Below are 24,161 nucleotides of genomic sequence, written 5' to 3'. Positions count from 1 at the left end.
CCGTTCATGATTCTCTTGAAAGGCTTCAGCTTGCGACGCGCTTGGTCCGGTCGCGGCGCAGATTGGTCAGTTCTTCGGCAACCAAAAACGCCAGTTCCAGTGCCTGCGAGGCATTCAGACGGGGATCGCAGGCGGTGTGGTAGCGATCGGACAAATCCTCTTCGGTCACGGCCCGCACACCGCCGGTGCATTCGGTCACGTCCAGACCGGTCATCTCGAAATGCACGCCGCCGGGGATGGTTCCCTCGGCCTGATGCACGCCAAAGAAGTCGCGCACTTCACGCAGGACAGACTCGAAGGGGCGTGTCTTGTACCCGGTCGCCGATTTGATGGTGTTGCCGTGCATCGGATCGCAGACCCAGGTCACTATCGCGCCTTCGTCTTTCACCGCCTTGACCAGACGCGGCAGGTGTTCACCGGCTTTTCCGGCGCCAAAACGGGCAATCAACGTCAAACGACCTTCTTCGTTGTCCGGGTTCAGCTTGGACATCAGCACCTTGAGGTCTTCTGCCGTCGTTGTCGGACCGCATTTCAGACCGATCGGATTCAGCACCCCTCGGCAGAACTCGACATGCGCGCCATCAGGCTGACGCGTCCGGTCGCCAATCCAGACCATATGGCCCGACCCGGCAAGCCAGTTGCCGGAGGTCGAATCCAGACGGGTCAACGCCTCTTCGTATTCCAGCAGCAAACCTTCATGGCTGGTGTAGAATTCAACCGACGAGAATTCATGGGTTGTATCTGCAGTGATGCCTGCCGCACCCATGAAATCAATCGAATCCTGAATACGGTCGGCAATTTCTGAATATTTCTGAACATCCTGACCGTCGGCAAAGCCCAAGGTCCAGGAATGAACATGGCTCATATCTGCAAAACCACCTGTCGAAAACGCCCGTAGCAGGTTCAGCGTGGCCGCCGCCTGCGTATAGGCCTGCAACATCTTGTCGGGATTCGGAATACGCGCCTCGGGGGTGAAATCCAGCTCGTTGATGATATCCCCGCGATAGCTGGGCAGTTCCACGCCATCGATCACCTCGGTCGGGGCGCTGCGCGGTTTGGCAAACTGGCCCGCCATACGGCCCACTTTGACCACGGGCACCTTGGCGCCATAGGTCAGCACCATCGCCATCTGCAACATTACCTTGAAGGTGTCTCGAATTGCATCCGCGCTGAATTGTTCAAAGCTTTCAGCACAATCCCCGCCCTGCAACAAGAAGGCCTCGCCGCGACCGGCGGCACCCAGATGTTGCTTGAGACGCCGCGCCTCACCGGCAAAGACCAGCGGAGGATACTGCGAAAGCTGCGCCTCGACTTTGGCCAGCGCGGCCGCGTCGGTATAGTCTGGCATCTGAACCCGGGGCTTGCTGCGCCAGTTCGTTTTCTGCCATTCGGTCATAGCCTTGATCTCCGCTGATGTATTTCAGGTGGTCTCTATACAAAATGCGTGGATGAAGGACCATATCCGATTTGCGCCTCTTGACGCCACAAACAAGCTTTGAGCATGGTGTCGGCCAAATCAGCCGCGACGTATGTGCAGCCGTCGCCGAATCAAGGACAAACAGCCATGCAAGAGCAACGCAAAGTTGTCACAGTGGACGGCGGCACGACCAAGCCGGTTAACTTCGTTTTTGTCCTGCTGGACAAGTTCTCTTTGCTGTCTTTTGCGTCGGCGCTGGACAGTCTGCGCATTGCCAATCGCATGGCCGGCCGACCGATTTATTCCTGGACGCTGGCGGGCGAAGGCGGCGAGGTTGTGTCCTGTTCGTCCGGCACCACGTTCAAGCTGGATTGCGACCTGCGCGAGCTACAACGCGACGAGGTCATCATGGTGTGCGGCGGCGTTGACGTGCAGACGGCCACCACCAAAAGGGTCCTGAACTGGTTGCGCCGCGAGGCACGCAAGGGGTTGCGGATCGGCGGGTTGTGCACTGCAGCTTATACACTGGCCAAGGCCGGTCTGCTGGATGGCAAGCGCGCTACGATTCATTGGGAAAACTCCGATAGTTTTGCCGAGGAGTTTGACAGTGTCGAGCTGACCAAATCGGTGTTTCTGATCGACGGAAACCGGATGACGACAGCAGGCGGCACGTCCTCTATCGACCTGATGCTGAAACTGATTGCCGACGATTTTGACGAAGACCTCGCCAATGCGGTTGCCGATCAGATGATCTATTCCTCCATCAGAACGGATCAGGACACGCAACGCCTGTCGACGCCGACACGGATCGGCGTGCGTCATCCCAAGCTGAGTCAGGTGATCCTGATGATGGAAAAGAACATCGAAGAGCCGATTTCCCCCTCGATCCTTGCCAAAGATGTTGGCATGTCCACCCGGCAGCTGGAACGCCTGTTCCGCCGGTACCTCAGCCGATCGCCCAAGCGGTATTATATGGAGTTGCGCCTGCACAAAGCGCGCAATCTGCTGATGCAGACGGATATGAGCGTCATCAACGTGGCGCTGGCCTGCGGTTTTGCCAGCCCCTCGCATTTCTCGAAATGCTATCGCGCGCACTACAACACCACACCATACCGGGAGCGTGGCGCCCAAGGCGGACGGCTGTCAATCTGACCCTGCGCTAGCCGGGCGTCATCCTGTAGACCGCGCCCTGCCCGACCGAAATGAACCAGATCGATCCGTCTGGGGCTTCGACGATGTCGTGAACCCGCTCTGTTTCCGGTCCCTTGATCTGTTCAACCTCGCGCAGCGGTGATCCGGCCAGCCGGGCAATGTAATTGAACTTCAGCGATCCGACAAAGATATCACCCCGCCATTGCGGCCAGAGCTTACCAGAATACACCAGCAATCCTGACGGGGCGATGGACGGATCCCAGTAGAATTCGGGCTGTTCCATCCCGGGCCTCGAAGTCCCTTCACCGATCTTCTGGCCCGAATAGTGGGTTCCATAAGAGATCACGGGCCAGCCGTAGTTTAACCCTGCGCGCGCAAGGTTGACCTCATCCCCTCCTCTGGCGCCATGTTCCGACACCCACAGCCTGCCGCGCGAGTCAAACCCAGCGCCCTGCGGGTTTCTGTGACCGTAGGACCAGATTTCCGGGCGCACCTCTGAGTAACCGACAAACGGGTTGTCTGACGGAACAGAGCCGTCCCGCGCAATCCGGATCACCGATCCCATGTGGTTTGATCTGTCCTGCGCGGACGGCCTGTCGCCCCGATCACCGATGGTTATGAACAGCGTCCCATCCTCTGCCTCGACGACACGCGACCCAAAGTGCCGCCCTCCCGATCCTCCGGGTACGGCTTCAAAGATCACCCGCAGATCGGTCAACTGGTCCCCGGCTTCTGAAAGACGCGCGACCGCCACCGCCGTGCCTGCACCACCCTGTTGAGGTTTGGAAAAGGTCAAGAACACTTCGCGCGAGCGATCAAAGTCGCGGGCGACTGTGATATCCAGCAATCCGCCCTGCCCGTTTGCGGCAACCTTTGGCGCACCGGAAATGCGTTGCGCGGCGCCATCCTTGACATAGACCACGTCGCCGTCTCGTTCGGTGACCAAAAAGCTACCATCCGGCAGAAGACCAACCGCCCAAGGCGTGTCGAGCCCCCCCAGCATCTGCGTGACGCGCACCGGACCGTCAGCGGTTTGCAATGTATCCGCTGAAACAGCCGTACCTGCCCAAGACAATATGAGAATCATAAAAACCCGGATCATCCAGTCCTCCATCCATCGGCACGGTGTCACCGCAACCCTGTAAATCTATCAGAACAAATAGGATTGCGGACGGCAAAGGCACTTTTCCGATTGGACTTTTCTTTTCTGAACAGCTTGCCTAGGGTCGTGCGCAGAACGAATACGTTCCAATAAGGGAGTAACCATATGAAAAAGCTGCTTACTGCTACTGCAGCAACCGCTCTGCTGGCCGGCACTGCCATGGCAGAAGACGTCAAACTTGGCATCCTGTTCGGCTTTACCGGCCCGATTGAATCGCTGGCCCCCGCCATGGGATCCGGCGCCGAGATGGCAATTGCCGAAGTCACGGAATCCGGCAAACTGCTGGACGGAGCAACAGTCTCCGGCATGCGCGCAGATACCGGATGTATCGACAATGGTCTGGCCACGTCGAATGGCGAGCGCATGATCGCGGACGGCGTCAACGGAATCATTGGCGGCGACTGCTCGGGCGTGACTGGCGCCATTCTGCAAAACGTTGCGATCCCGAACGGTATGGTCATGATCTCGCCTTCGGCAACGTCACCCGGCCTGTCGACCATGGAAGATAATGGCCTGTTCTTCCGCACTGCACCCTCGGATGCGCGCGAAGGTCAGGTGATGGCCGATATCCTGAAAGATCGTGGTATCAACTCGATTGCGCTGACCTACACCAACAACGACTACGGCAAGGGTCTGGCAGATGCGATCCAGTCCTCCTTCGAAGCCGCAGGGGGTGAAGTAACCATCGTCACCGCGCACGAAGACGGCAAGGGCGACTACTCGGCCGAAGTCGGCGCGCTGGCGTCGGCCGGTGGCGACATTCTGGTTGTAGCAGGCTATCTGGATCAGGGTGGTCTGGGCATCATCCAGTCTTCGCTGGACAGCGGCGCGTTCGACACGTTCGGTCTGCCCGGTGGCATGATCGGTGACTCTCTGCCCGCGAATGTCGGTCCCGACCTGAACGGATCTTTCGGCCAGATCGCAGGGTCCGGTGGCGAAGGTGCTGAAAAGTACTTTGCCATGGCCGAAGCCGCTGGCTTCGACGGGTCATCCCCCTACTCGCCTGAATCCTATGACGCCGCCGCGCTGCTGATGTTTGCGATGCAGGCTGCTGGGTCCAGCAACCCTGCAGACTACAGTTCCAAGGTCATGGATGTGGCAAATGCACCGGGTGAAAAAATCTACCCGGGTGAGTTGGCCAAGGGTCTGGAACTGCTGGCCGCAGGTCAGGACATCGACTATGTCGGCGCGTCGGGCGTTGAACTGATCGGTCCGGGCGAAAGCGCCGGATCCTACCGCGAGATCGAAGTGACAGACGGCGAAAACAAGACCGTCAACTTCCGCTGATCTGACGTCACAGACTACGATACCGAACAGCCCGGGCCTTGTGTCCGGGCTGTTTCAATGACAAAAGGCTGCACCTCGTTTTCGGGGGTAAGGCAAGGGGAAAACATGATCGTCGTCGAAGACGTGCACAAGCATTTCGGCGGTTTTCACGCGGTGGATGGGGCGTCGCTGGAAATCGAACAAGGGTCGATCACGGGCCTGATCGGACCCAACGGGGCCGGAAAAACCACTCTGTTCAATGTGATCGCCGGGGTTCTTCCGCCCACATCCGGGCGCGTCTTCATGGACGGCGAGGATATCACCGGTCTGCCTCCACATGATTTGTTCCACAAAGGCCTGTTGCGCACCTTTCAAATTGCGCATGAGTTTTCCTCGATGACCTGCCGCGAGAACCTGATGATGGTGCCTGGCGCGCAATCCGGCGAGTCTCTGTGGAACACGTGGTTCGGGCGCAAACGCATTGCGGATGAGGAACGTGCGCTCAAGGCCAAGGCCGATGAGGTTCTGGAGTTCCTGACCATCGAACATCTGGCCGACCACAAGGCCGGACAGGTGTCGGGCGGACAAAAGAAACTGCTGGAGCTCGGTCGCACCATGATGGTCGACGCCAAGATCGTGTTTCTGGACGAGGTGGGCGCAGGCGTGAACCGCACCCTGCTGATGACGATTGCAGAAACCATCCTGCGTCTGAACAAGGAGCGTGGCTATACTTTCGTCGTCATCGAACACGACATGGATTTCATCGGCAAGATTTGCGATCCGGTTATCTGTATGGCCGAAGGCAAGGTGCTGGCCCAAGGCACACTGGACGAGATCAAGGCTAATGAACACGTGATCGAGGCCTATCTGGGCACCGGCTTGAAGAACAAGGACAAGCTGGAGGCCGGGGCATGAGTGACAATCCTTATCAGGACGACAAGGGCAACAAGGACGCCTCGATCACCAACACGCATGGTGTCGGCACCATGACCCCGGCTCACCGGGTGAGCGGTGAAACTCACAAAGTGGACGGTGGCCCCTTTCTGATTGGCGACACGATGACAGGCGGCTACGGCAAGGGGCCGGACATCCTGCATGATTGCACCATCGCCGTGGATAAGGGCGAGATCGCAGTCATCGTCGGCCCCAACGGTGCAGGAAAGTCCACTGCGATGAAGGCCGTGTTCGGCATGCTGGACGTCCGCGCCGGGTCGGTGCGGCTGGATGGTGAGGACATCACCAACCTCAGCCCGCAGGACCGGGTCATCAAAGGCATGGGGTTTGTGCCGCAGAATCAGAACATCTTTACCTCAATGACCGTCGAGGAGAACCTCGAGATGGGCGCCTTTATCCGTCGCGATGACATCTCGGAGACGATGGAGCAGGTCTTTGAGCTGTTCCCGATCCTGCGCGACAAACGCAGCCAGGCGGCGGGAGAATTATCGGGCGGTCAGCGCCAACAGGTTGCCGTGGGCCGTGCGCTGATGACCCAGCCTAAGGTGCTGATGCTGGATGAACCAACCGCGGGGGTCTCACCCATTGTGATGGACGAGCTGTTCGACCGGATCATCGAGGTGTCCCGCACCGGCCTGCCGATCCTGATGGTCGAACAGAACGCCCGTCAGGCGCTGGAGATTGCGGACAAGGGGTATGTGCTGGTTCAGGGACGGAACGCGTATAGTGGGACGGGTAAGGAATTGCTGGCCGATCCCGAAGTGCGCAAGAGTTTCTTGGGGGGATAACTTGAAAGCGACCTTTTTGGGATCAATCCTCACGTTCGTATTTTTGCTGAATCTGATGTTGCAAAGCCCTGCGCAAGCCGCCTCCTTTTCTAAGGTCAGCTGCGAAATAAGAATGTGCGAAGTTAGAGCGATGTGTATGGGAGCAGATTGCCCTGCCGCGGACTGTCCAGAAGGAAGCTTTTTGCTGGAAATCTCGATGGACCATGGAAAACTAACATCTTACGCGGTTGGTTCGACTAGGGACTCTAGGTCATGTTGACAAATGGCGCATCCATAGGCGGATGGACGTGATGTCGATGAAGCCGAGAAAGCTTTCGGCGGTCTTGTCGTAGCGAGTTGCGACGCGCCTTGCGTTCTTGAGCTTGTTGAAACAGCGCTCGACGAGGTTTCGCATGCGATACAGCGACCGATCCACACCGACGCGCATTTTGCGGGATTTACGCATCGGGATGACTGGCAGGACGTCACGCTTGTCCATTGCTTTGCGAATGCTGTCAGCGTCATAGCCTCTGTCAGCCAGCAGAACGCTTGGTTCGGGCAGATTTTCAGCCATCACGAGATCAAAGCCGAGGTAGTCCGATGTCTGACCTGGCGTGATCTCCGTCCTCATGGGCAGCCCGTGCGCGTTGACGAGAAGGTGGATCTTGGTCGTGAAACCACCGCGCGAACGGCCAAAACCCTGTCGCGGAGTCCCCCTTTAGCGCCCGCTGCCTGATGGTGCGCACGAACGATTGTGCTGTCAATCATTTGCAGGGCGTCTGGCACGGCCCCACTCTGGTTCAGGGCATCCATGATCTCCTCCCAGAGCCCCGCCAGCGTCCAGCGCCGAAACTGACGGTACACACTCGACCACTTGCCAAACTCTTCCGGCAGATCGCGCCATGGTGCGCCTGTGCGGGCGATCCAGAAAATCCCATCAAGAACAAGGCGGTGGTTGGTAGGTTTGCGCCCGTTCGGAGCGCGGACTGTCAGGATGAACCGCTCAAAGAACGCCCATTCCCCGTCCGACATCAGGTCTCGTGCCAAGCTGGTCTCCATCGCAGATACCAGCTTGAATCACGCCCATCGCGCCATGGGAAGCCCTTTTGTCAACACGGCCTAGAATTCATTTCGGAGATTTTCAGGTTGATAATAGACTCTCAAATGATCGCGCAATTGTCGCGAACAGTGTCGTTGAGAGCACCCTGACCAATGCAGTCGTCGAGTTGTGGACCGACGGTGCGCCAATAGGGATCGCTTTGACCATACAGCGGCTTCCGCATTCTCATTTCGTTGAGGTGGCGTACGGCTTTTGCGGAGAAGAAAACTAGTACACGTCCGCAACGCCCTTTTCGCGTTCTCCAACTTCGTCCTTGTTCCCGCAATCAACTGACCCGACCTGTTCAGAAGGACACTCTCATTGAACTGGGCGTCTGGAAGACCTTGAACCGCGACAACCATCCCAAGATTTTCACGCGTCGGCTGCAATCCGGTCACAATGTGCATTTACCGCCGTGCGCTGTGAAGGAAACGATTCCGGGACAAGCAAGTCTAGGTCCACGAAATCAGCGAACCTTCTGAATACAAACCTCTATTCAGGACATAACCAATGAAAAAATGGATGTGCGTGGCGGTTGCCACCCTATGCGCTTCGGCAGCAGTTGCAGAAGAACGCCACTTCGTCTGCATCTCGGATCTGGACGGCAGCGAGGTGCGCCTCAATAGTGCGCCGGTCGGCGACACCGGAAGCATCGAAACAAAGGATGTCTCGGGCGACGCGATTGTTCTCAACGGCCTGGGGAACATGACCTTTGTGCATATCGAAGATCAGGATGTCATGACTTTTGTCGTTCATATCGAAGACATGACCTACAACCTGTCGATCAAGGGCCCGCATGCCGGAACGGATCGCGGAAAATGCACAGAAGTTGACGCTTGATCGACCGCCTGTCCGGCGGATTTGCCCGCCGGACACCATTCACCTCTCGTTGAATAGCACGACAAACGGACCGGACCGCAAAACCCCTGTTTTTCTGCCTAAATGACCCAAAAAAGACAGCGCAAAATGTTGTGTCTTCTCACGCCGCTATGCCATAAAGCCGCACCCGGACAGTGAGAAGAATTGATGGACCTACTGAACGCGCTTGTTGCGCTTGCGAACTTTGTGATCGTGCCTGCGGTGGCCTATGGCAGTCAGTTGGCCCTGGGGGCGCTGGGTGTCACGCTGATCTACGGCATCCTGCGGTTTTCCAACTTTGCCCATGGCGACACGATGGCCTTTGGAGCGATGATCGCGGTGCTGGTCACCTGGGCGCTGCAAGCCGCCGGGATCGGATTTGGCCCATTGCCCACCGCCCTGCTGGCCCTGCCTTTTGCGATCCTGGGGTGCATCATCCTGGTTCTGATCACCGACCGGTTCGTCTATCGGTTCTACCGCGAGCAAAAGGCAAAACCGGTCATTCTGGTGATCGTGTCGATGGGCGTGATGTTCATCATGAACGGGCTGGTGCGTTTTATCATCGGGCCGGACGATCAGAGGTTTTCGGATGGCGCGCGGTTTCTAATCTCTGCGCGTGATTTCAGGACCTTGACGGGTTTGAGCGAAGGGCTCGCCATTCGGACATCGCAGGTCATCACCGTGGTTGTTGCGGTCGTCGCGGTCGCGCTGTTGTTCTGGTTTCTGAACAAGACCCGCACGGGAAAATCCATGCGGGCCTATTCCGACAATGAGGATCTTGCGCTGCTCTCCGGGATCAACCCGGAACGCGTGGTGATGATCACCTGGATCATCGTTGCGGCCCTGGCGACCACCGCGGGTATGCTCTACGGGTTGGATAAGAGCTTTAAACCCTTTGTCTATTTCCAGCTTTTGCTGCCCATTTTTGCCTCGGCCATTGTGGGGGGCTTGGGAACCCGATAGGCGCGATTGCGGGCGGCTTCATCATCGCCTTTTCCGAAGTCACGATCACCTATGCGTGGAAGAAAGTTCTGACCTATATCGCGCCCGAAAGCCTGGCGCCCTCGGGGCTGGTTCAGCTCCTGTCGACCGATTACAAATTTGCCGTCAGCTTTGTCATTCTGCTGATTGTGCTTCTGTTTAAGCCCACGGGATTGTTCAAAGGGAAAGTGATATGAGCGAGCCCGTCAAGAACACACTGCTCTTTGTCGTTGTTGCTTGCCTGATCCTTCTGACAGGTTTCACGCAAAGCTGGAACGCCGCCATCCTGATCCTCAACATGGGGCTGATTTCAGCCATCATGGCCATTGGCGTCAACCTGCAATGGGGCTTTGCGGGTCTGTTTAACGTTGGTGTGATGGGATTTGTCGCGCTGGGCGGCCTTGCAGTTGTTCTGGTGTCCACACCGCCGACGCAGGGTGCCTGGGCCGCCGGCGGATATGGTGTTGTCCTGGCGCTGTTGCTGGGCGCGGCAACCGTGGTAGCGGCAGTGCTGGTCACGCAAAAGATGCCCAAAGGACGCCTTCGTACCTTTTCCACGATTGGAGTCCTGATCGCCGGGTTCTTCGTCTACCGCGCGGTTTTCGATCCCAGCGTGGCCGCGGTCGAGGCGATCAACCCTGCGGTCGAGGGCAACCTTGGCGGCCTGAACCTGCCTGTCTTGGTGGCGTGGCCAGCAGGCGGCTTGCTGGCGGCAGGTGCGGCCTGGCTGATCGGCAAGACCGCTTTGGGTCTGCGTTCAGACTATCTGGCCATTGCCACACTAGGCATTGCAGAGATCATTATCGCCGTGCTCAAGAACGAGGACTGGCTTGCCCGCGGCGTCAAGAATGTCTATGGCATTCCGCGCCCTGCCCCGGTGGTTGGGTATGAGATCGAGTTGCAGAACGATCCGGGCTTTATCGCCCGCGCGGACTGGCTGGGCCTTGATCCGATCACCGCCTCGACGCTATCGGTCAAACTGGGCTATTCGGTGCTTTTCCTTGCCGTTCTGCTGATCCTGCTGTGGATGGCGCAAAAAGCGCTGAAAAGCCCATGGGGCCGCATGATGCGCGCTATTCGCGACAACGAGGTGGCCGCTGAAGCCATGGGCAAGGACGTCACCCGCCGGCATCTGCAAATTTTCGTGCTGGGCTCCGCCATCTGCGGCATTGCGGGCGCGATGATGACCACGCTGGACGGGCAACTGACCCCCAGCGCCTATCAGCCTCTGCGCTTTACCTTCCTTGTCTGGGTCATGGTGATTGTTGGCGGGTCCGGTAACAACTTTGGGGCGGTTCTGGGTGCCTTTGTAATCTGGTTCTTGTGGGTCCAAGTCGAGCCCATCGGCCTGTGGCTGATGAACCTGATTACCATAGGAATGCCGGACGGCAGCGCGCTCAAGGCGCATCTGATCGACAGCGCTGCGCATATGCGCTTGTTCACGATGGGTCTGATCCTGTTGATTGTCCTCAGATTCAGCCCAAGAGGGCTAATCCCGGAGAAATAGGCAGAAATCTTCTCAAATCCCGGAACCACGGCCGTGGCGTGGCGTGGTTTCTTGATTAAAAGGTGCATTCTGAATACACGGATTCACCGCCCTTTTGTGTCGGGCGGTCTGTTGTCGGCCGTGTTTCACCAATCCCACGACCGATCCGTAACGATTTTTTGCACTCACCAGTGAGAGTACCTGTAAAAACCATGAAAACACCACTCGCCAAAGCCATCATCATGCTGCCAGCGTTTGCCGCATTATCAGCGTGTATTCCGACACCGGAAGAGCTGGAAACCACACCCGTCAAGGTTCAGACACCCCAAGGGATCGTCACGTGCCAGCTCTACCGACAGGATCGCGTCAGCTGGGACCGCGCCATCGATTTCCCGGCCACCAAGATGTCAGTGCCGCAGGCCGACCGGTATTGTCAGGAAGAAGGCCGACGCCGTCTCAAGTAACCGGATGGGGTGCTTGTCTAGCGGGCGCGGAACAGTCCGCCGAGAATACCGCGTACGATACGACGCCCCGTGGTTCCTTTCAGCTCTTTGATGACGGCCTCGCTCATCGCGGTGGCAAACGTGTCCTTTTTGCGCGTCACGCGAGAGGAAGACCGCCCGACCCGACCGCCGGAATACCTGCGGGCAGACGCATACTCGCGCTCTATCGGCGTTTGTTGTTCCACCACGTCTTCCGCCTCGGCGGCTTCGGCCTCCTTGGCGGCAGCCGCGGCACGAGACTGCAGGATCTCGAAGGCTGATTTCCGGTCCGTCAATGTGTCGTATTTCGCAGCCATCGCCGACGCGCTCAGAACCGCCTGCCGTTCTTGGTCGGTGATTGGCCCCAACTGAGACCCCGGTGGCCTGATCAACGTCCGTTCGACGATGCCCGGCACCCCCTTTTTCTGAAGCATCGAGGTGACGGCCTCGCCGACGCCAACCTCACGGATCGCGACCTCGGTGTCGAAGGCAGGGTTTTCGCGATAGGTTTCTGCCGCCAGACGCAGGTTCTTGCGGTCCCGAGCGGTGAAGGCGCGCAGGGCATGCTGAACACGATTGCCCAACTGGCCGAGAATATCCTCGGGAATATCCGCCGGGTTCTGGGTGATGAAGTAAACTCCGACACCTTTTGACCGGATCAACCGGGCAACCTGCTCGACCTTATCGATCAGCACCTTGGGCGCGTCTTCGAACAGCAGGTGCGCCTCGTCAAAAAAGAACACGAGCTTGGGCTTTTCCGGATCACCAACCTCGGGCAGTTCTTCGAACAGCTCGCTGAGCAACCACAACAGAAACGTGGCGTAGAGACGCGGCGACCCCATCAGCCGGTCCGATGCAAGTATGTTGACCATGCCCTGCCCGGCCGCGTCGGTTCGCATCAGATCGCCCAGATCCAGCGCCGGTTCTCCGAACAGTTTGGTGCCGCCCTGATTTTCCAGAACCAGCAACCGCCTCTGAATGGCGCCGATCGATGCCGTGGACACGTTGCCGTATCGCAGGGACAGCTGTGCCCGGTTCTCGCCGATCCAGACCAGCAGCGCTTGAAGATCCTTGAGATCCAGTAGCGGCATCCCCTCTTCATCGGCGACCCGGAAGGCGATGTTCAGAATGCCCTCCTGCGCTTCGCTCAGCTCCATCAACCGCGATAGCAGCAAGGGGCCCATCTCGGTCACGGTGGTGCGCACCGGATGCCCTTGCTCGCCGAACAGATCCCAGAAGGTGACCGGCGCGGCCGCGTAGGCGAAATCGGAAAACCCGATGCGGTTTGCCCTGTCCAAAAACGCACTGTGCAGTTTGTGCGTTTCGCTGCCCGGCAGCGCCAAGCCAGACAGATCCCCTTTGACATCCGACAAAAACACCGGAACGCCGGCCTTGGAAAATCCCTCCGCAAGAATCTGTAACGTCACGGTTTTTCCCGTTCCCGTGGCACCGGCAATAAGACCGTGGCGGTTTGCATATTTCAGGCTCAAAGACTGGGGCTGACCGTAATCCTCACCGCCGCCGCCCAGGAAAACACCGTTACTCATCTGTGACCTGCCCTTTTTTCACCGATCCGCAGCAAGCATACAAAGTTAACCTTTGATTGCGATAGTCTATTCGCTTCGTCGCGGCTCGGGCCGTGAAGGAGCTGACTTCCTCCCTGTCGACTGGCCGTGCCTTCGGGCACGGCTTTTTTGCGACTTCTGCGTATAAAAACCACCTAACGGGAACATTAATTATGCAGGTTAGCAGTTGACCCCTGCGCGCCCCTCTCGTAACGTTTGCGCACAAATAAGTCGGCCGGTCCGACGGGGAGAAAAATTTGGGAAAGGGAGCTGCTCCACCAGCTCCCTTTTTCTTATCTCTAGCCCGGTGAATTGTGCGCCGACGACAAAAACCGCTCACTTTCGACGCGGCCTGCCTCTTATCACCTGACACCAGATCAGAAGGGTGGTAGAGGAAGCAAAAAGATCACTCACATACCGAGGCATACATGATCAAGAAACTTCTCTCGTTACACACGCTGGCGGCTGTACTGATATGCGGCGCCGTCAGCGCCCAAGAAACTCAGACACCCGACGCCGACAGCGGGCTGGACCTGGGAGAAACCGGCCCCCGGGTCGGAGAGCAATTCGTAAAAGAGACATCCGGCGATTGGGAAGTGTCCTGCATCAAGGCCGAAGAGGGCGCCGACCCTTGCGCGATTGTTCAGATCTTAAACGGACAGCAAGGCGAACCGATTGCCGAAGTCTCGATTGGCAAACTACCGGCCGGCGGCGTAGCCGTCGCTTGGGCAAACGTTATCGTGCCGTTGGAAACGCTCTTGCAGGCGCAACTTGCCCTGTCTATCGATGGCGCACCGCGCAAACTGTACAACTATCATCACTGCGTACAGGTCGGCTGCGTTGCTCAACTCGGTTTGAGCCAGGGCGACATCGACGCGATGAAAGGCGGCACCAAGGCAACCTTCTCGCTGGTGCCCGCCAGGTTTCCCGATCAGGTTCTGGAGATGGAGATGTCGCTTTCGGGATTCACCAACGGATTTGACTCGCTGGACGTCAACGTGAACTGACCGATCCCAAAGTGCTTGAACGCCGCCGTGACCTCTCGGCGGCGTATGCTTTTGGGTCTAGACCTTCCTCAGCGCCACAACGGCATTCAAGCCGCCAAAAGCAAACGCATTGCTGATGGCAACGTCTACCTTGGCTTCGCGGGCTTCGTTCGGGACAACATCCAGCGCACATTCGGGATCGGGTTCTTCATAGCCAATAGTCGGTGCTATGACCCCGTCTTTCAGGGCCATGAGGCAGGCCAGCAGTTCGACCGCTCCTGTGCCGCCGATCAGGTGACCGTGCATGGATTTGGTCGAGGAAATCATCAGATCATCCGCATGCGGCCCAAAGACATCCGCGACCGCAGCACATTCGGTCTTGTCATTGGCCGTTGTACCGGTGCCGTGGGCGTTGATGTAACACACGTCGCTTGCATCCAATCGGGCATCGGCCAGCGCCCCGGCCATCGCCCGCGCGGCCCCTTGTTTGCTGGGCATAACGATATCCGCCGCATCCGATGACATGGCAAACCCAACCATCTCACAGAGAATCTCGGCGCCACGGGCCCGGGCATGTTCATATTCTTCAAAGACAAAGATTCCTGCACCTTCGCCCTGCACCATCCCGTTGCGGTTGGCGCTGAACGGCCGGCACGCATCCTTGGACATCACCCGCAGGCCTTCCCAGGCTTTGACGCCGCCGAAACACAGCATGGACTCCGACCCACCGGTGATCATGGCCGGCGCTGCGCCGCTGCGCACCATCTGAAAAGCCAGCGCCATGGCGTGGTTTGACGACGCGCATGCGGTGGACACCGTGAAACTGGGGCCCTTGAGATTGTGCTCCATCGACACGTGGCTGGCCGCGGCATTGTTCATCAGCTTTGGAACGACAAAAGGATGCACCCGGTTCTTGCCGTCCTCATAAACCGAACGGTAATTGTCGTCCCAAGTGGACACACCGCCGCCCGCTGTGCCTAAAACAACGCCTGAGCGCGCGGCCAGATCACCGTGAAACTCAATGCCGGATTGTTCGATCGCTTCTTTCGCGGCGGTCAGGGTAAACTGTGTAAACCGATCATAGAGCGTCATCTGCTGGCGGTTGAACCGGCCCTCCGCCTCGAACCCGCGAACCTGCCCACCGATTTTGATCGTCAAACGGTCGACATCGCGAAACTCCAGTTCAGATATCCCGCAACGCCCTTCGCGCATCGCCTCAAGCGTGTCAGGGACGGAATGCCCCAGCGCATTGATGGTGCCGGCCCCGGTAATGACAACACGTTTCATGAGCGTCTGTCAGACCTTTTCCGAAACAAGCTTTTCAATCCCGGCGATGATCGCCGCCACATTGCTAATGTCGAAATCACTGGCCTGGGGTTCGTTTGCATTAAAAGGGATTGTGATATCGAACTCTTCTTCGATTGCAAAAATGCTCTCGACCAGACCCAGACTGTCAATGCCCAGCTCCTCCAGAGTGCTTTCCGGCGTCACATCCGATGGCTCCAGCACGGCCTGCTCTGCAATAATTGCGATGACACGGTCGCTGATGCTCATTTTGGTCCCCTGATTGACAGTTTGAGGATGATTTAATCGCTCGGGGGCTGTTTGAAAACAGCCTTTTTCAACGCCTCGACGTCACGCGCCAACCGCGGCAGACGGCGTTGTGCCTTATAGATGTCCGTGTGGCTTTCCATCTTGATGCCAGGATAGCCCATGATGACGCGACCAGCAGGCACATTGGACAGAATCTTGGTTCCGCCACCTGAAATCACACCATCACCGATAAAGATATTGTCCACCACCCCGGTCTGGCCACCCAGCACGACGTTGTTGCCAATTTCGACAGATCCCGACACGCCGGTCTGCCCGCACAGCAAGCAATCCCGCCCAACACGGGTATTGTGCCCAACATGGACAAGGTTGTCCAACTTGGACCCGTCACCGATATAGGTATTGCGGATGGTGCCGTTGTCGACCGTGCAATTCGAACCGACCTCGACATCGTCGCCGATTTCGACGGCGCCCAGAGAGTGAATACGCAGCCAGCTTTGCGCCTTGGCGTCTCCTTGGTCGCCCAACGTCTTGCGGGCGTTTTCCGCTCCGGACACCTCGGGTGTGACATAGCTGAATCCGTCTCCGCCGATCCGCGCGCCCGGCTGCGCGATAAAACGATCTCCGATCAAGGCGCGCGCGCCGATACTCACCATCTCGCGCAGGAGAGCTTGGTCTCCCAGAACCGCATCCATGCCGATCACGCAATGCGCGCCGATTATGGACCCGGCCCCGACGCGGACCCGCGCTCCAATGACAGTTAACGGACCGACTGAGACATCAGCCCCAATCTCAGCGGTTGGATCGATGATGGCGGACGGATGGATGCCGGGTTCAACGCCCTGCCCGCGATCCAGCATCGCGGTTATGCCGGCCATAGCCATGCGCGGACGCTGAACAAAAATGGCAGCACGCAGGCCCAGTGCCTGCCAGTCCGCCCCATCCCACACGACGGCTGAACGGGCGTCACCCGCCGACAAGGCATCCGCGTATTTCGGAGACATCGCCATAGCCAAATCCGTAGGCCCAGCAGTGCCGGGTTCGGCCGCCCGTACAATTGTCAGGTCGGTCTCGCCCTGACAATCAGCGCCCAGAGCATCGGCGATCTGCTGAACGGTATACTGCATGGCGGGCTTCCTTTTGGCAGGATTTGCCCCCGTGATTACCCCTGAACGTCGGGCAGGACCACCCCTGCCTTTTGCAGGGCCTCCCAAATCTTGCGGTCCCGGTCATAAACGTCGCGGCGATACTGCACATCGCCTTTGGGTCCGACATACGCCGTCCGGTAGATCAGGTGCACCGGAACCGGCTGATCCAGATCCACCTTGGTTTCCTTGCCGGTCTTGAGAACGCGGTGAAAAAACGCCTTGGGGTCTTCTTCCTGTTTCGACAGCAACGCATAGGCAAAATCGAACGGATCCGCAAGCCGGATACAGCCATGCGAGAACGCCCGCACCTCACGCGCGAACAGAGATTTCTGAGGCGTATCATGTAGATAGATATTGTACTTGTTAGGGAACATGAACTTCACCAGCCCCAGCGCATTGCTTTTGCTAGGAGGCTGCCGCATCGAAAACGGGAAGTTGCGCGCAGTGAACTGGGTGAAATCCACGGCCCCGCGGTTGACCTGGCGACCACTGCGATCCGTGATGTGGATATGCCCAACGGCATTTGGATTTGACTGCAGCTTGGGCAGATACTCTTTGGTGATGATCGAGCGTGGAACATACCAGCTGGGGTTGATCACCATATGCTCCATCTCGTCCGAAAACTCCGGACTGCGGCGATCATGCGTGTTTTTCCCGATCACCGCACGCGTTTCAAAGGTTACCAGACCGTCATCGACTATCTTGGCCGAAAAATCGGCCTGATTGACCAGAACATGACGCGTGCCACGCTCGCGTGGCAGCCACCTTTCGCGCTCGAGCGCGACATAGACGGCCTTGAGCCGATCGGAGGCCGGTCGATTGAGCTCAGTAATAGTCCCCTGCCCGGCTACGCCGTCTGGCTCCAGACCATGATCTGTTTGGAACTCCTGCACCGCCGCCAGCAAAGTCGCGTCAAAATCGGGGCTGGCCGTTGGCCTCAGGTACCCCATGGCAACAAGTCTGTCGCGCAGTTTGATAACAGTTGGCCCGGAATCTCCGTATTCCAGCTTGGCCACAGGCACCGTTTGGCCCCACCCGCCTTGCGCAACCAAAGCTTCCAGCGCCAGCTTTTGCTTCATCAACGCACGATACTGTCGGGTCTGAGGGGCAATCTGATCGAGATACGTGGCCCCTTCGGACGTCATCAGCGCGCGTAAGTGTTCAGCGTCACTGCGACGCTCCACCGACCGCACCAGCCCCTTGTCGATGCTCGACGGTTTTAGTGTCCCCGAATACAGATCACCGGCGTAGTCCACAAAAACGCGGCTCAACTCGGCCTCAACCGCACCCAAATCCCGAACAGAGCGCGCCTGCTGCATCTGATCGACAAGCGCCTGCACATCATAGCGCGTCTCCGGCAGACCGTGACGGTGCGCGTTGGACAGCGCCGAGATCAGAGCGGCGCGACGGTGCGCGTGCTCGGGCGACGAGCCCACCCAGATCGGCGAAAATCCGTTTGTTCGGTAGAAGTCAGCGATTTCAGACGAGGCCGGAATGGTTTCCGCAACAGCCATCTGAAAGGCTGTGCTGGGGGACGGCTCCGACGTTGTGTTCGCGAGGGCTGCGGTTGCAGCGAAACACGCCGCAAGCAAAATGGATGTGCTGGTCCGAAAAACAGATAGCATGCGATGACCTTGGTTAATCAATGACTTGCGCAGATGGGATTGCGTCCGACAACTATGGGTTTGACGCTATGCCCTTGTCTATTCACAAATTCCTTACCTGAAAGCTAAATTCTCTGCCTGATGCGCGATTGCATCGACGCGGTGACACAAAAACCGCAATTTCGGAAAAACATGCAATGCTGCATCAGTTGCGCAAAAAACTGCCGAAAATTCCCCCTTGAAAACATGAATATGAAAGACTTCTTGGCCGCCGAATCCGTTTGTGCCATAAATTCGCCATCTGGGATGGGAAAAAATTAAGACAGTGCACGTAACATCGTGTGCAGGCAGGAACAGTACGGGACGAAACACAAAATGACCAAGAGCAGTACTTCGGGGTTGACCCGGCGTGCCCTATTGGGCGCATTTGCGGCAACAGTGGTTACAGCGGCACCCACCTATTCCAAGGCAGCAGGTTTTCTTCGCGGCGGCGGCGACATCCGTCGTATTCGGATGTATTCCGGTCGTACCGGCGAGCGGATTGATATGATCTACTGGGTCGATGGCAAGTACATCAAGGACGCCGTCAAGGAAGTGAACCACTTCATGCGGGACTGGCGCACGGATCAGGTCAAGTCGATGGACCTGCGCGCTGTGGACATCATGGCAGCGGCACACAACATGCTGGATGTAACCGAGCCTTACATGCTGTTGTCGGGCTATCGGTCGCCGCAGACAAATGCCATGCTGCGGTCAAAGTCCCGCCGGGTGGCGCGGAACTCGCTGCACATGCAGGGTCAGGCAGCGGACCTGCGTCTGTCTTCCCGATCAGTGTCTCAGGTGGCCAAGGCGGCCATGGCCTGCCGCGCGGGCGGCGTCGGTCAATATTACCGCTCGAACTTTGTCCACATGGATTGCGGTGTCATCCGCACCTGGCGCGGCTGAGTAGCGCTCGTTAACCCGAACTGCCCTTGCCTTTAGGTCCTGAAATTGCTTGGGACCGTATTTGATTTGCGCTTGGTCTCTTGAGCGTTCTAATTTAACACAGACAGCCCCAAAATCCCGTGCTTCAGGCTCTCCCTGATTTCGCTCTCCAGTCGCAGCTCAAAGTCCTTTACTCACAGGCTTAGGTAACACCAAGTAACTGCCTGCAGCACGAAGCGGGGGACAAGATTCACGGAAAAGGCGTGGCGCACCTGAGAGGATTCGAACCTCTGGCCTCTGCCTTCGGAGGGCAGCGCTCTATCCAGCTGAGCTACAGGTGCCTAGGCCGTTAGCTAACCTCGTTCCGATCCGTGTGCAACTGCAAATCCGCGAGCACGCCGCAGGGTGAGGTCATCCCAAACAGGCCGCCTCAGGCAAACAAATCATGGGCCAGTTCCAGGGCGTCGATCAGGGTGTCGACCTCATCCGTGGTGTTATAGAGGCCAAAGCTCGCACGACATGTTGCCGTCACGCCCAGATGATCCATTAACGGTCCCGCGCAATGATGACCTGCGCGCACAGCGACACCTTTCTTGTCGAGAATGGTGGATACGTCATGCGCGTGCCCGGCCCCGTCCAGCGTGAAACTGAAAATCGCGGCCTTGTCCGGCCGGGTGCCCTGCACCTGCAGCCAGTTCAGGCCAGTCAGGCGCTGCATCGCGTAATCTCGCAACCCGGACTCATGGGCTGCGATATTCTCCATCCCCAGATCCATCATGTAGTCGAGGGCAGCCCCCAATCCGATGATCTGCACGATACCGGGCGTTCCGGCTTCGAATTTCATCGGCGGGTCGTTGTAGATGACCTGGTCCTTGCTGACCTCTTTGATCATATCACCGCCGCCGATAAAGGGGCGCATCTCGGCCATGCGTTCGGACTTGATAAAAATCGCGCCCGAGCTTGAGGGGCCGTAGAGCTTGTGCCCTGTGATGGCGTAGAAATCACATCCGATATCGTCAACATTGACCGGCATGTGCACGGCGCTCTGACTTCCATCCACCAGAACGGGAACGCCCTTGGCGTGGGCGCCTTCGGTGATGGCCTTGATGTCAACAACTGTGCCCAGAACGTTCGAACAATGCGTCAATGCAACCAGTTTGGTTTTTGGTCCGATGGCATCAATCACCGCCTGCGGGTCGAGCCCGCCATCCGCGTCCACATCGATCCATTTCAACACAACGCCCTGACGTTCGCGCAGAAAGTGCCAGGGCACGATGTTGGCGTGATGCTCCATGACACTGAGCAAAATCTCATCCCCGGCCTCCAGACGTGGCATGGCCCAGCCATAGGCGACGAGGTTGATCCCCTCGGTCGTGCCGGAGTTCAGAACGATCTCATCCTCGTTCGAGACACCTAGAAACCGCGCAATCGTTCCGCGCACAGCCTCGTATTTCTCGGTGGCCAGATTGGACAGGTAATGCAGGCCGCGATGCACGTTTGCGTATTCTTCGGCATAGGCACGGGTCACCGTGTCGATCACCACCTGCGGCTTTTGCGCCGATGCGCCATTGTCCAGATAGGTCAGCGGTTTGCCATTCACCTGACGCGACAGGATCGGAAAGTCTGAACGAATTTTCTGCACATCATACATAGTCGTGTCTTCCTAGGCGGGCCCGGATGGGGTCAACATGAGGACAAAAGGAACCGCGATGAGGCCGGACAGAAGGATCACCACAAATGATTTGCCGAGCGACCCAAGCTGGTGCGCCTCATTCAGGAAATGTAGCGTGATGTAGAGGCTCAACAACGCAATGGCCAGCGTCAGTGGCAGCACGAAGAACGGCAGCGCAAGGCCAACCAGCAGCGAGACCAACAAGGCCGCAACCTGCAGGAACTGCAGCCAGATTGTCAGCACCATCATATCGTCGAAGCTGGCGGTGCCGCCAAACAGACGCCCAACATACAAAAAAGCCAGGATGCTCAGCATCATGGCGCCTGCGGATTTCAACAATATCAATGGAACCGGGTCGGGTTCCGTCAACCCATCCGCGTCGGAAACCTGAACAAGAGTGTCGATGCCCAACTGGACCATGCAATTGAGCACAACCGCCAGAAAGAACGCGAGCCACAAGACTTCGCGCCCGGGTTTCATGTCCATCAGACGGCGGGCAGCCTCGGCCGGTTTGGTCAGCGTCAAGACCGCCAGATTGCTCAGGAAAACCGTGTTCATGCCTCAGACCTTTGCACTTGTCTCAGACCGGATAACCAGAACCAGACGAAAACAGCAACCCAAACAATACCTACAAAAGTCAAAGTTGGTCCCGGACCGATAAACCCGGCCACAAGACCATTAAGTAACACCAGTGGAGCCGAAGACAACAAAGCCCAGAACAGGGCCAGTCGGGCACCGTAGGCCGTTCCGCGCCCTCCTGCCAGACGGGCTGCCCAATACGAAACCAGGGCCAGCGCGTAAAAGAACAGCGGCAAGATGAACACCGAGCCCATCAACGCCCCACCAAGCAGCATGTTCAGTTCCAGACTTTCCAAATGGGCACGCCGGGCAAGACCGGGCATTTGCGAAATGAAAGCGACCACACAAAACGCCATCAAAAAGGCCAGCGCGCGGTCTTCGCGCGGGCCCATGTCCAGCAAACGGCGCACAACACGCCCCGGCCCCCGGTACGTCGCCACAATGTCTGTCGAAACGGACATCAGCTGCGCCGTGCCAACCACCCCTCCAGACGGTCTACAATGGCTTCGGCCAGATCGGCATCTTCGATTTCGTCAACCGCTTCGGCCAGAAAGGCCAGGGTCAGCATATTGGTGGCATCCTTGGTCGGCACACCGCGGGACCGGAGATAGAAAAGAGCCTCTTCGTCGATTGCTCCGGATGTGGAGCCGTGCGAACAGGCCACGTCATCCGCATAAATCTCAAGTTCCGGCTTGGCGAGAAACTGACTGTCCCCGTCCAAAAGCAAGGACTGACTGATCTGATAGCCGTCCGTTTTCTGTGCCCCTTCCTTGACAAGGATTTTGCCCTGGAAAACGCCGGTTGCCCCGTTGCGCAGAACTTTTTTGAACACCTGGCGGCTTTCGCAGTTCACCGCATCATGCGTCACGAAAACAGTATCGTCGTGATGGAAATCGCCATCCCCGACGCAAGCCCCCGCCACATGCGCAACAGCGTCGTCACCGGTCAACTCGATCACCTGTTCGTTCCGTGTCAGGACACCGTTCACGGTCAGAGTGAAGGATTTGTAGACGGACTCTGTTCCCAAACGCGTAAACATATGCGTCGCTGCGCGGCGCTCGTGATCCGGACCCTGGGCCCGCACGTGATGAAGCGTGCCGCTGTCGACGATATCGATCTCCATACATTTGTTGAACCGCGAGGCCGCCGGGCCGGTTTCCAGAATCGTCACCTGAGCGTGGCTTTCGACACGGATGACGTGATGCAAGATCGCATCCGAGGTTTCCGAGGCATGCCGATAGACAAAGTTGATGGGCTTGGACGGCTTGCCGCTGACGTGGATCGCCACACCATCCGAGGCGAACGCGGTGTTCAAGGCCGCCAGAGGACGTTGAACAGGGGTCTGCCCCCGCGTTTCGAGCACACCATAAAGGTCCCGGGCCCAGTGAATGTCTTTGCAACAGATGTCTTCCAGGCGATCAATGCTAACACCTTCGAGGGCCAATTCGTCCGAGTCCGCGGCACTGAAGACACCATCGACAAACACGATTTTCAGGCAATCCATATCGTCGAAGACCAGAGCCTCGGGATCCTGAATCACGGCCGCTTGCGGTGCAACCGGCGCCACCAGCGTGTCGGGTCTGGTGTATTTCCAGTATTCGTCACGACGCCCCGGCAAGCCGGTCTCTAAAACACGGGCCAGAGCATCCTCGCGTGCAGCGCGGGTGCAGCCGGCATCCGGCATGGTCAGCGCGGCCAGCCGCGCCTCGGTCTCTGTCTGTTTGAATTCCGGTAACGCCATCAGTTCACCTCGGCCAGAATATCGGCATAGCCGTTGTGTTCGACCTCAAGCGCCAGCTCAGGGCCACCGGATTTCACGATGCGCCCGTCGGCCATGATGTGCACGACATCCGGTTTGATGTGATCCAGCAGGCGTTGGTAATGCGTGATCACCAAAAAGCCGCGTCCTGCGTCGCGTAGCGCGTTCACACCTTCGGCCACCAGTTTCATGGCATCGACATCCAGACCGGAATCGGTTTCGTCCAGAATGCACATTTTTGGCTCTAGCATGGCCATCTGCAGAATTTCGTTGCGTTTTTTCTCACCGCCCGAAAAGCCGACATTGACCGACCGTTTCAGCATATCCGCATCGATCTTCAGCGCTTTGGCTTTAGCGCGAATCTCTTTCAGAAAGTCTGCGGCCGACAATTCCTCTTCTCCGCGCGCCTTGCGCTGCGCATTCACGGCAGTGCGCAGGAAAGTCATATTGCCGACACCCGGAATTTCCACCGGATACTGGAACGCCAGAAACACACCGGCGGCTGCGCGTTCTTCGGGTTCCATCTCCAGCAGATCTTCGCCTTCAAGCGTGGCGGATCCTTCGGTCACTTCGTACCCGTCGCGGCCCGACAGCACGTAGCTTAGGGTCGACTTGCCTGACCCGTTCGGGCCCATGATTGCATGCACCTTGCCAGCCTCAACCGTCAGGTCGACACCGCTGAGGATTTGCTTGTCTTCTTCCTCAAGTTTCACGTGCAGGTTCTTAATTTCCAGCATTTTTCGTCCTTT

General features: G+C 57.9%; 23 protein-coding genes, 1 tRNA gene and 1 pseudogene. 10 read left to right on the top strand and 15 right to left on the bottom strand.

Features of this window, described 5'->3' with window-relative positions; genetic code table 11:
- Nucleotides 1-25: 25 nt before the first annotated feature.
- Complete coding sequence (locus ACR3ES_RS13665; protein ID WP_170430553.1) at nt 26-1,396, bottom strand: class II 3-deoxy-7-phosphoheptulonate synthase; 1,371 nt, start codon at nt 1,394-1,396, stop codon at nt 26-28.
- 168 nt (nt 1,397-1,564) lie between these two features.
- Here ACR3ES_RS13665 and ACR3ES_RS13660 point away from each other — a divergent pair, with 168 nt between their 5' ends.
- A complete protein-coding gene (locus ACR3ES_RS13660) occupies nt 1,565-2,569 on the top strand; it encodes a GlxA family transcriptional regulator (RefSeq protein ID WP_170430555.1) in 1,005 nt (334 codons plus the stop codon).
- A 7-nt stretch (nt 2,570-2,576) separates the two neighbouring features.
- On the opposite strand, the gene ACR3ES_RS13655 is transcribed toward ACR3ES_RS13660, so the two are convergent.
- The gene (locus tag ACR3ES_RS13655; RefSeq protein ID WP_170430557.1) at nt 2,577-3,671 is read right to left on the bottom strand and encodes a PQQ-dependent sugar dehydrogenase; all 1,095 of its coding nucleotides are present in this window, start codon (nt 3,669-3,671) and stop codon (nt 2,577-2,579) included.
- Nucleotides 3,672-3,836: 165 nt separating this feature from the next.
- On the opposite strand from ACR3ES_RS13655, the gene ACR3ES_RS13650 reads away from it, so the two are divergent.
- From ACR3ES_RS13650 to ACR3ES_RS13640, 3 genes are all read left to right on the top strand, one after another.
- The gene (locus tag ACR3ES_RS13650; RefSeq protein WP_170430559.1) at nt 3,837-5,018 is read left to right on the top strand and encodes an ABC transporter substrate-binding protein; all 1,182 of its coding nucleotides are present in this window, start codon (nt 3,837-3,839) and stop codon (nt 5,016-5,018) included.
- Nucleotides 5,019-5,123: 105 nt separating this feature from the next.
- Complete coding sequence (locus ACR3ES_RS13645) at nt 5,124-5,912, top strand: ABC transporter ATP-binding protein (protein ID WP_170430561.1); 789 nt, start codon at nt 5,124-5,126, stop codon at nt 5,910-5,912.
- The gene (locus ACR3ES_RS13640) at nt 5,909-6,739 is read left to right on the top strand and encodes an ABC transporter ATP-binding protein (protein ID WP_170430563.1); all 831 of its coding nucleotides are present in this window, start codon (nt 5,909-5,911) and stop codon (nt 6,737-6,739) included. Before ACR3ES_RS13645 ends, ACR3ES_RS13640 begins: the two co-directional genes overlap by 4 nt.
- A gap of 250 nt (nt 6,740-6,989) precedes the next feature.
- On the opposite strand, the gene ACR3ES_RS13635 is transcribed toward ACR3ES_RS13640, so the two are convergent.
- Nucleotides 6,990-7,777 (bottom strand): IS5 family transposase gene (locus ACR3ES_RS13635; RefSeq protein ID WP_480425487.1). Its coding sequence is split into 2 segments (ribosomal slippage): nt 6,990-7,438 and nt 7,438-7,777, totalling 789 coding nucleotides; the frame shifts between segments, so codons are not numbered across the junction.
- 101 nt (nt 7,778-7,878) lie between these two features.
- Nucleotides 7,879-8,001, bottom strand: coding sequence for a hypothetical protein (locus ACR3ES_RS13630; RefSeq protein WP_480425486.1), 123 nt, complete (start codon nt 7,999-8,001; stop codon nt 7,879-7,881).
- Between the two features lie 326 nt (nt 8,002-8,327).
- On the opposite strand from ACR3ES_RS13630, the gene ACR3ES_RS13625 reads away from it, so the two are divergent.
- From ACR3ES_RS13625 to ACR3ES_RS13610, 4 genes and pseudogenes are all read left to right on the top strand, one after another.
- On the top strand, nt 8,328-8,657 hold the full coding sequence (locus ACR3ES_RS13625; RefSeq protein ID WP_170430565.1) for a hypothetical protein: 330 nt from the start codon (nt 8,328-8,330) through the stop codon (nt 8,655-8,657).
- Between the two features lie 186 nt (nt 8,658-8,843).
- Nucleotides 8,844-9,853: pseudogene (locus ACR3ES_RS13620) on the top strand (branched-chain amino acid ABC transporter permease).
- Nucleotides 9,850-11,163, top strand: a complete 1,314-nt coding sequence (locus ACR3ES_RS13615; RefSeq protein WP_170430569.1) for a branched-chain amino acid ABC transporter permease — start codon at nt 9,850-9,852, stop codon at nt 11,161-11,163. Before ACR3ES_RS13620 ends, ACR3ES_RS13615 begins: the two are co-directional and overlap by 4 nt.
- Before the next feature lie 191 nt (nt 11,164-11,354).
- Nucleotides 11,355-11,606 (top strand): hypothetical protein, encoded by a 252-nt coding sequence (locus ACR3ES_RS13610; protein ID WP_170430571.1) that lies wholly within the window; start codon nt 11,355-11,357, stop codon nt 11,604-11,606.
- Between the two features lie 17 nt (nt 11,607-11,623).
- On the opposite strand, the gene ACR3ES_RS13605 is transcribed toward ACR3ES_RS13610, so the two are convergent.
- On the bottom strand, nt 11,624-13,171 hold the full coding sequence (locus ACR3ES_RS13605) for a helicase HerA-like domain-containing protein (RefSeq protein ID WP_170430573.1): 1,548 nt from the start codon (nt 13,169-13,171) through the stop codon (nt 11,624-11,626).
- Between the two features lie 446 nt (nt 13,172-13,617).
- Here ACR3ES_RS13605 and ACR3ES_RS13600 point away from each other — a divergent pair, with 446 nt between their 5' ends.
- Nucleotides 13,618-14,196 carry an invasion associated locus B family protein gene (locus ACR3ES_RS13600; RefSeq protein WP_170430575.1) on the top strand — a complete coding sequence of 193 codons (579 nt, stop codon included), beginning with the start codon at nt 13,618-13,620 and terminating at the stop codon, nt 14,194-14,196.
- A gap of 57 nt (nt 14,197-14,253) precedes the next feature.
- Here ACR3ES_RS13600 and ACR3ES_RS13595 read toward each other — a convergent pair whose 3' ends face one another.
- The 4 genes from ACR3ES_RS13595 to ACR3ES_RS13580 are packed head-to-tail and all read right to left on the bottom strand — an operon-like array spanning nt 14,254 to nt 18,499.
- Complete coding sequence (locus ACR3ES_RS13595) at nt 14,254-15,462, bottom strand: beta-ketoacyl-[acyl-carrier-protein] synthase family protein (protein ID WP_170430578.1); 1,209 nt, start codon at nt 15,460-15,462, stop codon at nt 14,254-14,256.
- Between the two features lie 9 nt (nt 15,463-15,471).
- Nucleotides 15,472-15,729: an acyl carrier protein gene (locus tag ACR3ES_RS13590; protein ID WP_170430580.1), complete on the bottom strand. Its 258-nt coding sequence runs from the start codon at nt 15,727-15,729 to the stop codon at nt 15,472-15,474.
- A gap of 32 nt (nt 15,730-15,761) precedes the next feature.
- Nucleotides 15,762-16,853 carry a UDP-3-O-(3-hydroxymyristoyl)glucosamine N-acyltransferase gene (gene lpxD, locus ACR3ES_RS13585; protein WP_170430582.1) on the bottom strand — a complete coding sequence of 364 codons (1,092 nt, stop codon included), beginning with the start codon at nt 16,851-16,853 and terminating at the stop codon, nt 15,762-15,764.
- Between the two features lie 35 nt (nt 16,854-16,888).
- Nucleotides 16,889-18,499: a L,D-transpeptidase scaffold domain-containing protein gene (locus ACR3ES_RS13580; protein WP_170430584.1), complete on the bottom strand. Its 1,611-nt coding sequence runs from the start codon at nt 18,497-18,499 to the stop codon at nt 16,889-16,891.
- A 354-nt stretch (nt 18,500-18,853) separates the two neighbouring features.
- On the opposite strand from ACR3ES_RS13580, the gene mepK reads away from it, so the two are divergent.
- Complete coding sequence (gene mepK, locus ACR3ES_RS13575) at nt 18,854-19,423, top strand: peptidoglycan L,D-endopeptidase MepK (RefSeq protein WP_480425484.1); 570 nt, start codon at nt 18,854-18,856, stop codon at nt 19,421-19,423.
- Nucleotides 19,424-19,666: 243 nt separating this feature from the next.
- Here mepK and ACR3ES_RS13570 read toward each other — a convergent pair.
- The 6 genes from ACR3ES_RS13570 to sufC all read right to left on the bottom strand — a co-directional run bounded on the left by ACR3ES_RS13570 (nt 19,667) and on the right by sufC (nt 24,149).
- Nucleotides 19,667-19,743, bottom strand: a tRNA-Arg gene (locus ACR3ES_RS13570).
- An 89-nt stretch (nt 19,744-19,832) separates the two neighbouring features.
- Complete coding sequence (locus ACR3ES_RS13565; protein ID WP_170430588.1) at nt 19,833-21,053, bottom strand: cysteine desulfurase; 1,221 nt, start codon at nt 21,051-21,053, stop codon at nt 19,833-19,835.
- Between the two features lie 12 nt (nt 21,054-21,065).
- Nucleotides 21,066-21,632 (bottom strand): YIP1 family protein, encoded by a 567-nt coding sequence (locus ACR3ES_RS13560; RefSeq protein WP_170430590.1) that lies wholly within the window; start codon nt 21,630-21,632, stop codon nt 21,066-21,068.
- Nucleotides 21,629-22,114, bottom strand: coding sequence for a YIP1 family protein (locus ACR3ES_RS13555; protein ID WP_170430592.1), 486 nt, complete (start codon nt 22,112-22,114; stop codon nt 21,629-21,631). The genes ACR3ES_RS13560 and ACR3ES_RS13555 overlap by 4 nt, the downstream gene beginning before the upstream one ends.
- Complete coding sequence (locus ACR3ES_RS13550) at nt 22,114-23,394, bottom strand: SufB/SufD family protein (protein WP_480425483.1); 1,281 nt, start codon at nt 23,392-23,394, stop codon at nt 22,114-22,116. The genes ACR3ES_RS13555 and ACR3ES_RS13550 overlap by 1 nt, the downstream gene beginning before the upstream one ends.
- Nucleotides 23,394-24,149, bottom strand: coding sequence for a Fe-S cluster assembly ATPase SufC (gene sufC / locus ACR3ES_RS13545; RefSeq protein WP_170430596.1), 756 nt, complete (start codon nt 24,147-24,149; stop codon nt 23,394-23,396). Before sufC ends, ACR3ES_RS13550 begins: the two co-directional genes overlap by 1 nt.
- Nucleotides 24,150-24,161 lie beyond the last annotated feature (12 nt).

This window comes from Ruegeria sp. B1, from assembly GCF_056535885.1.
This window is presented reverse-complemented; position numbering and strand designations above follow the sequence as displayed.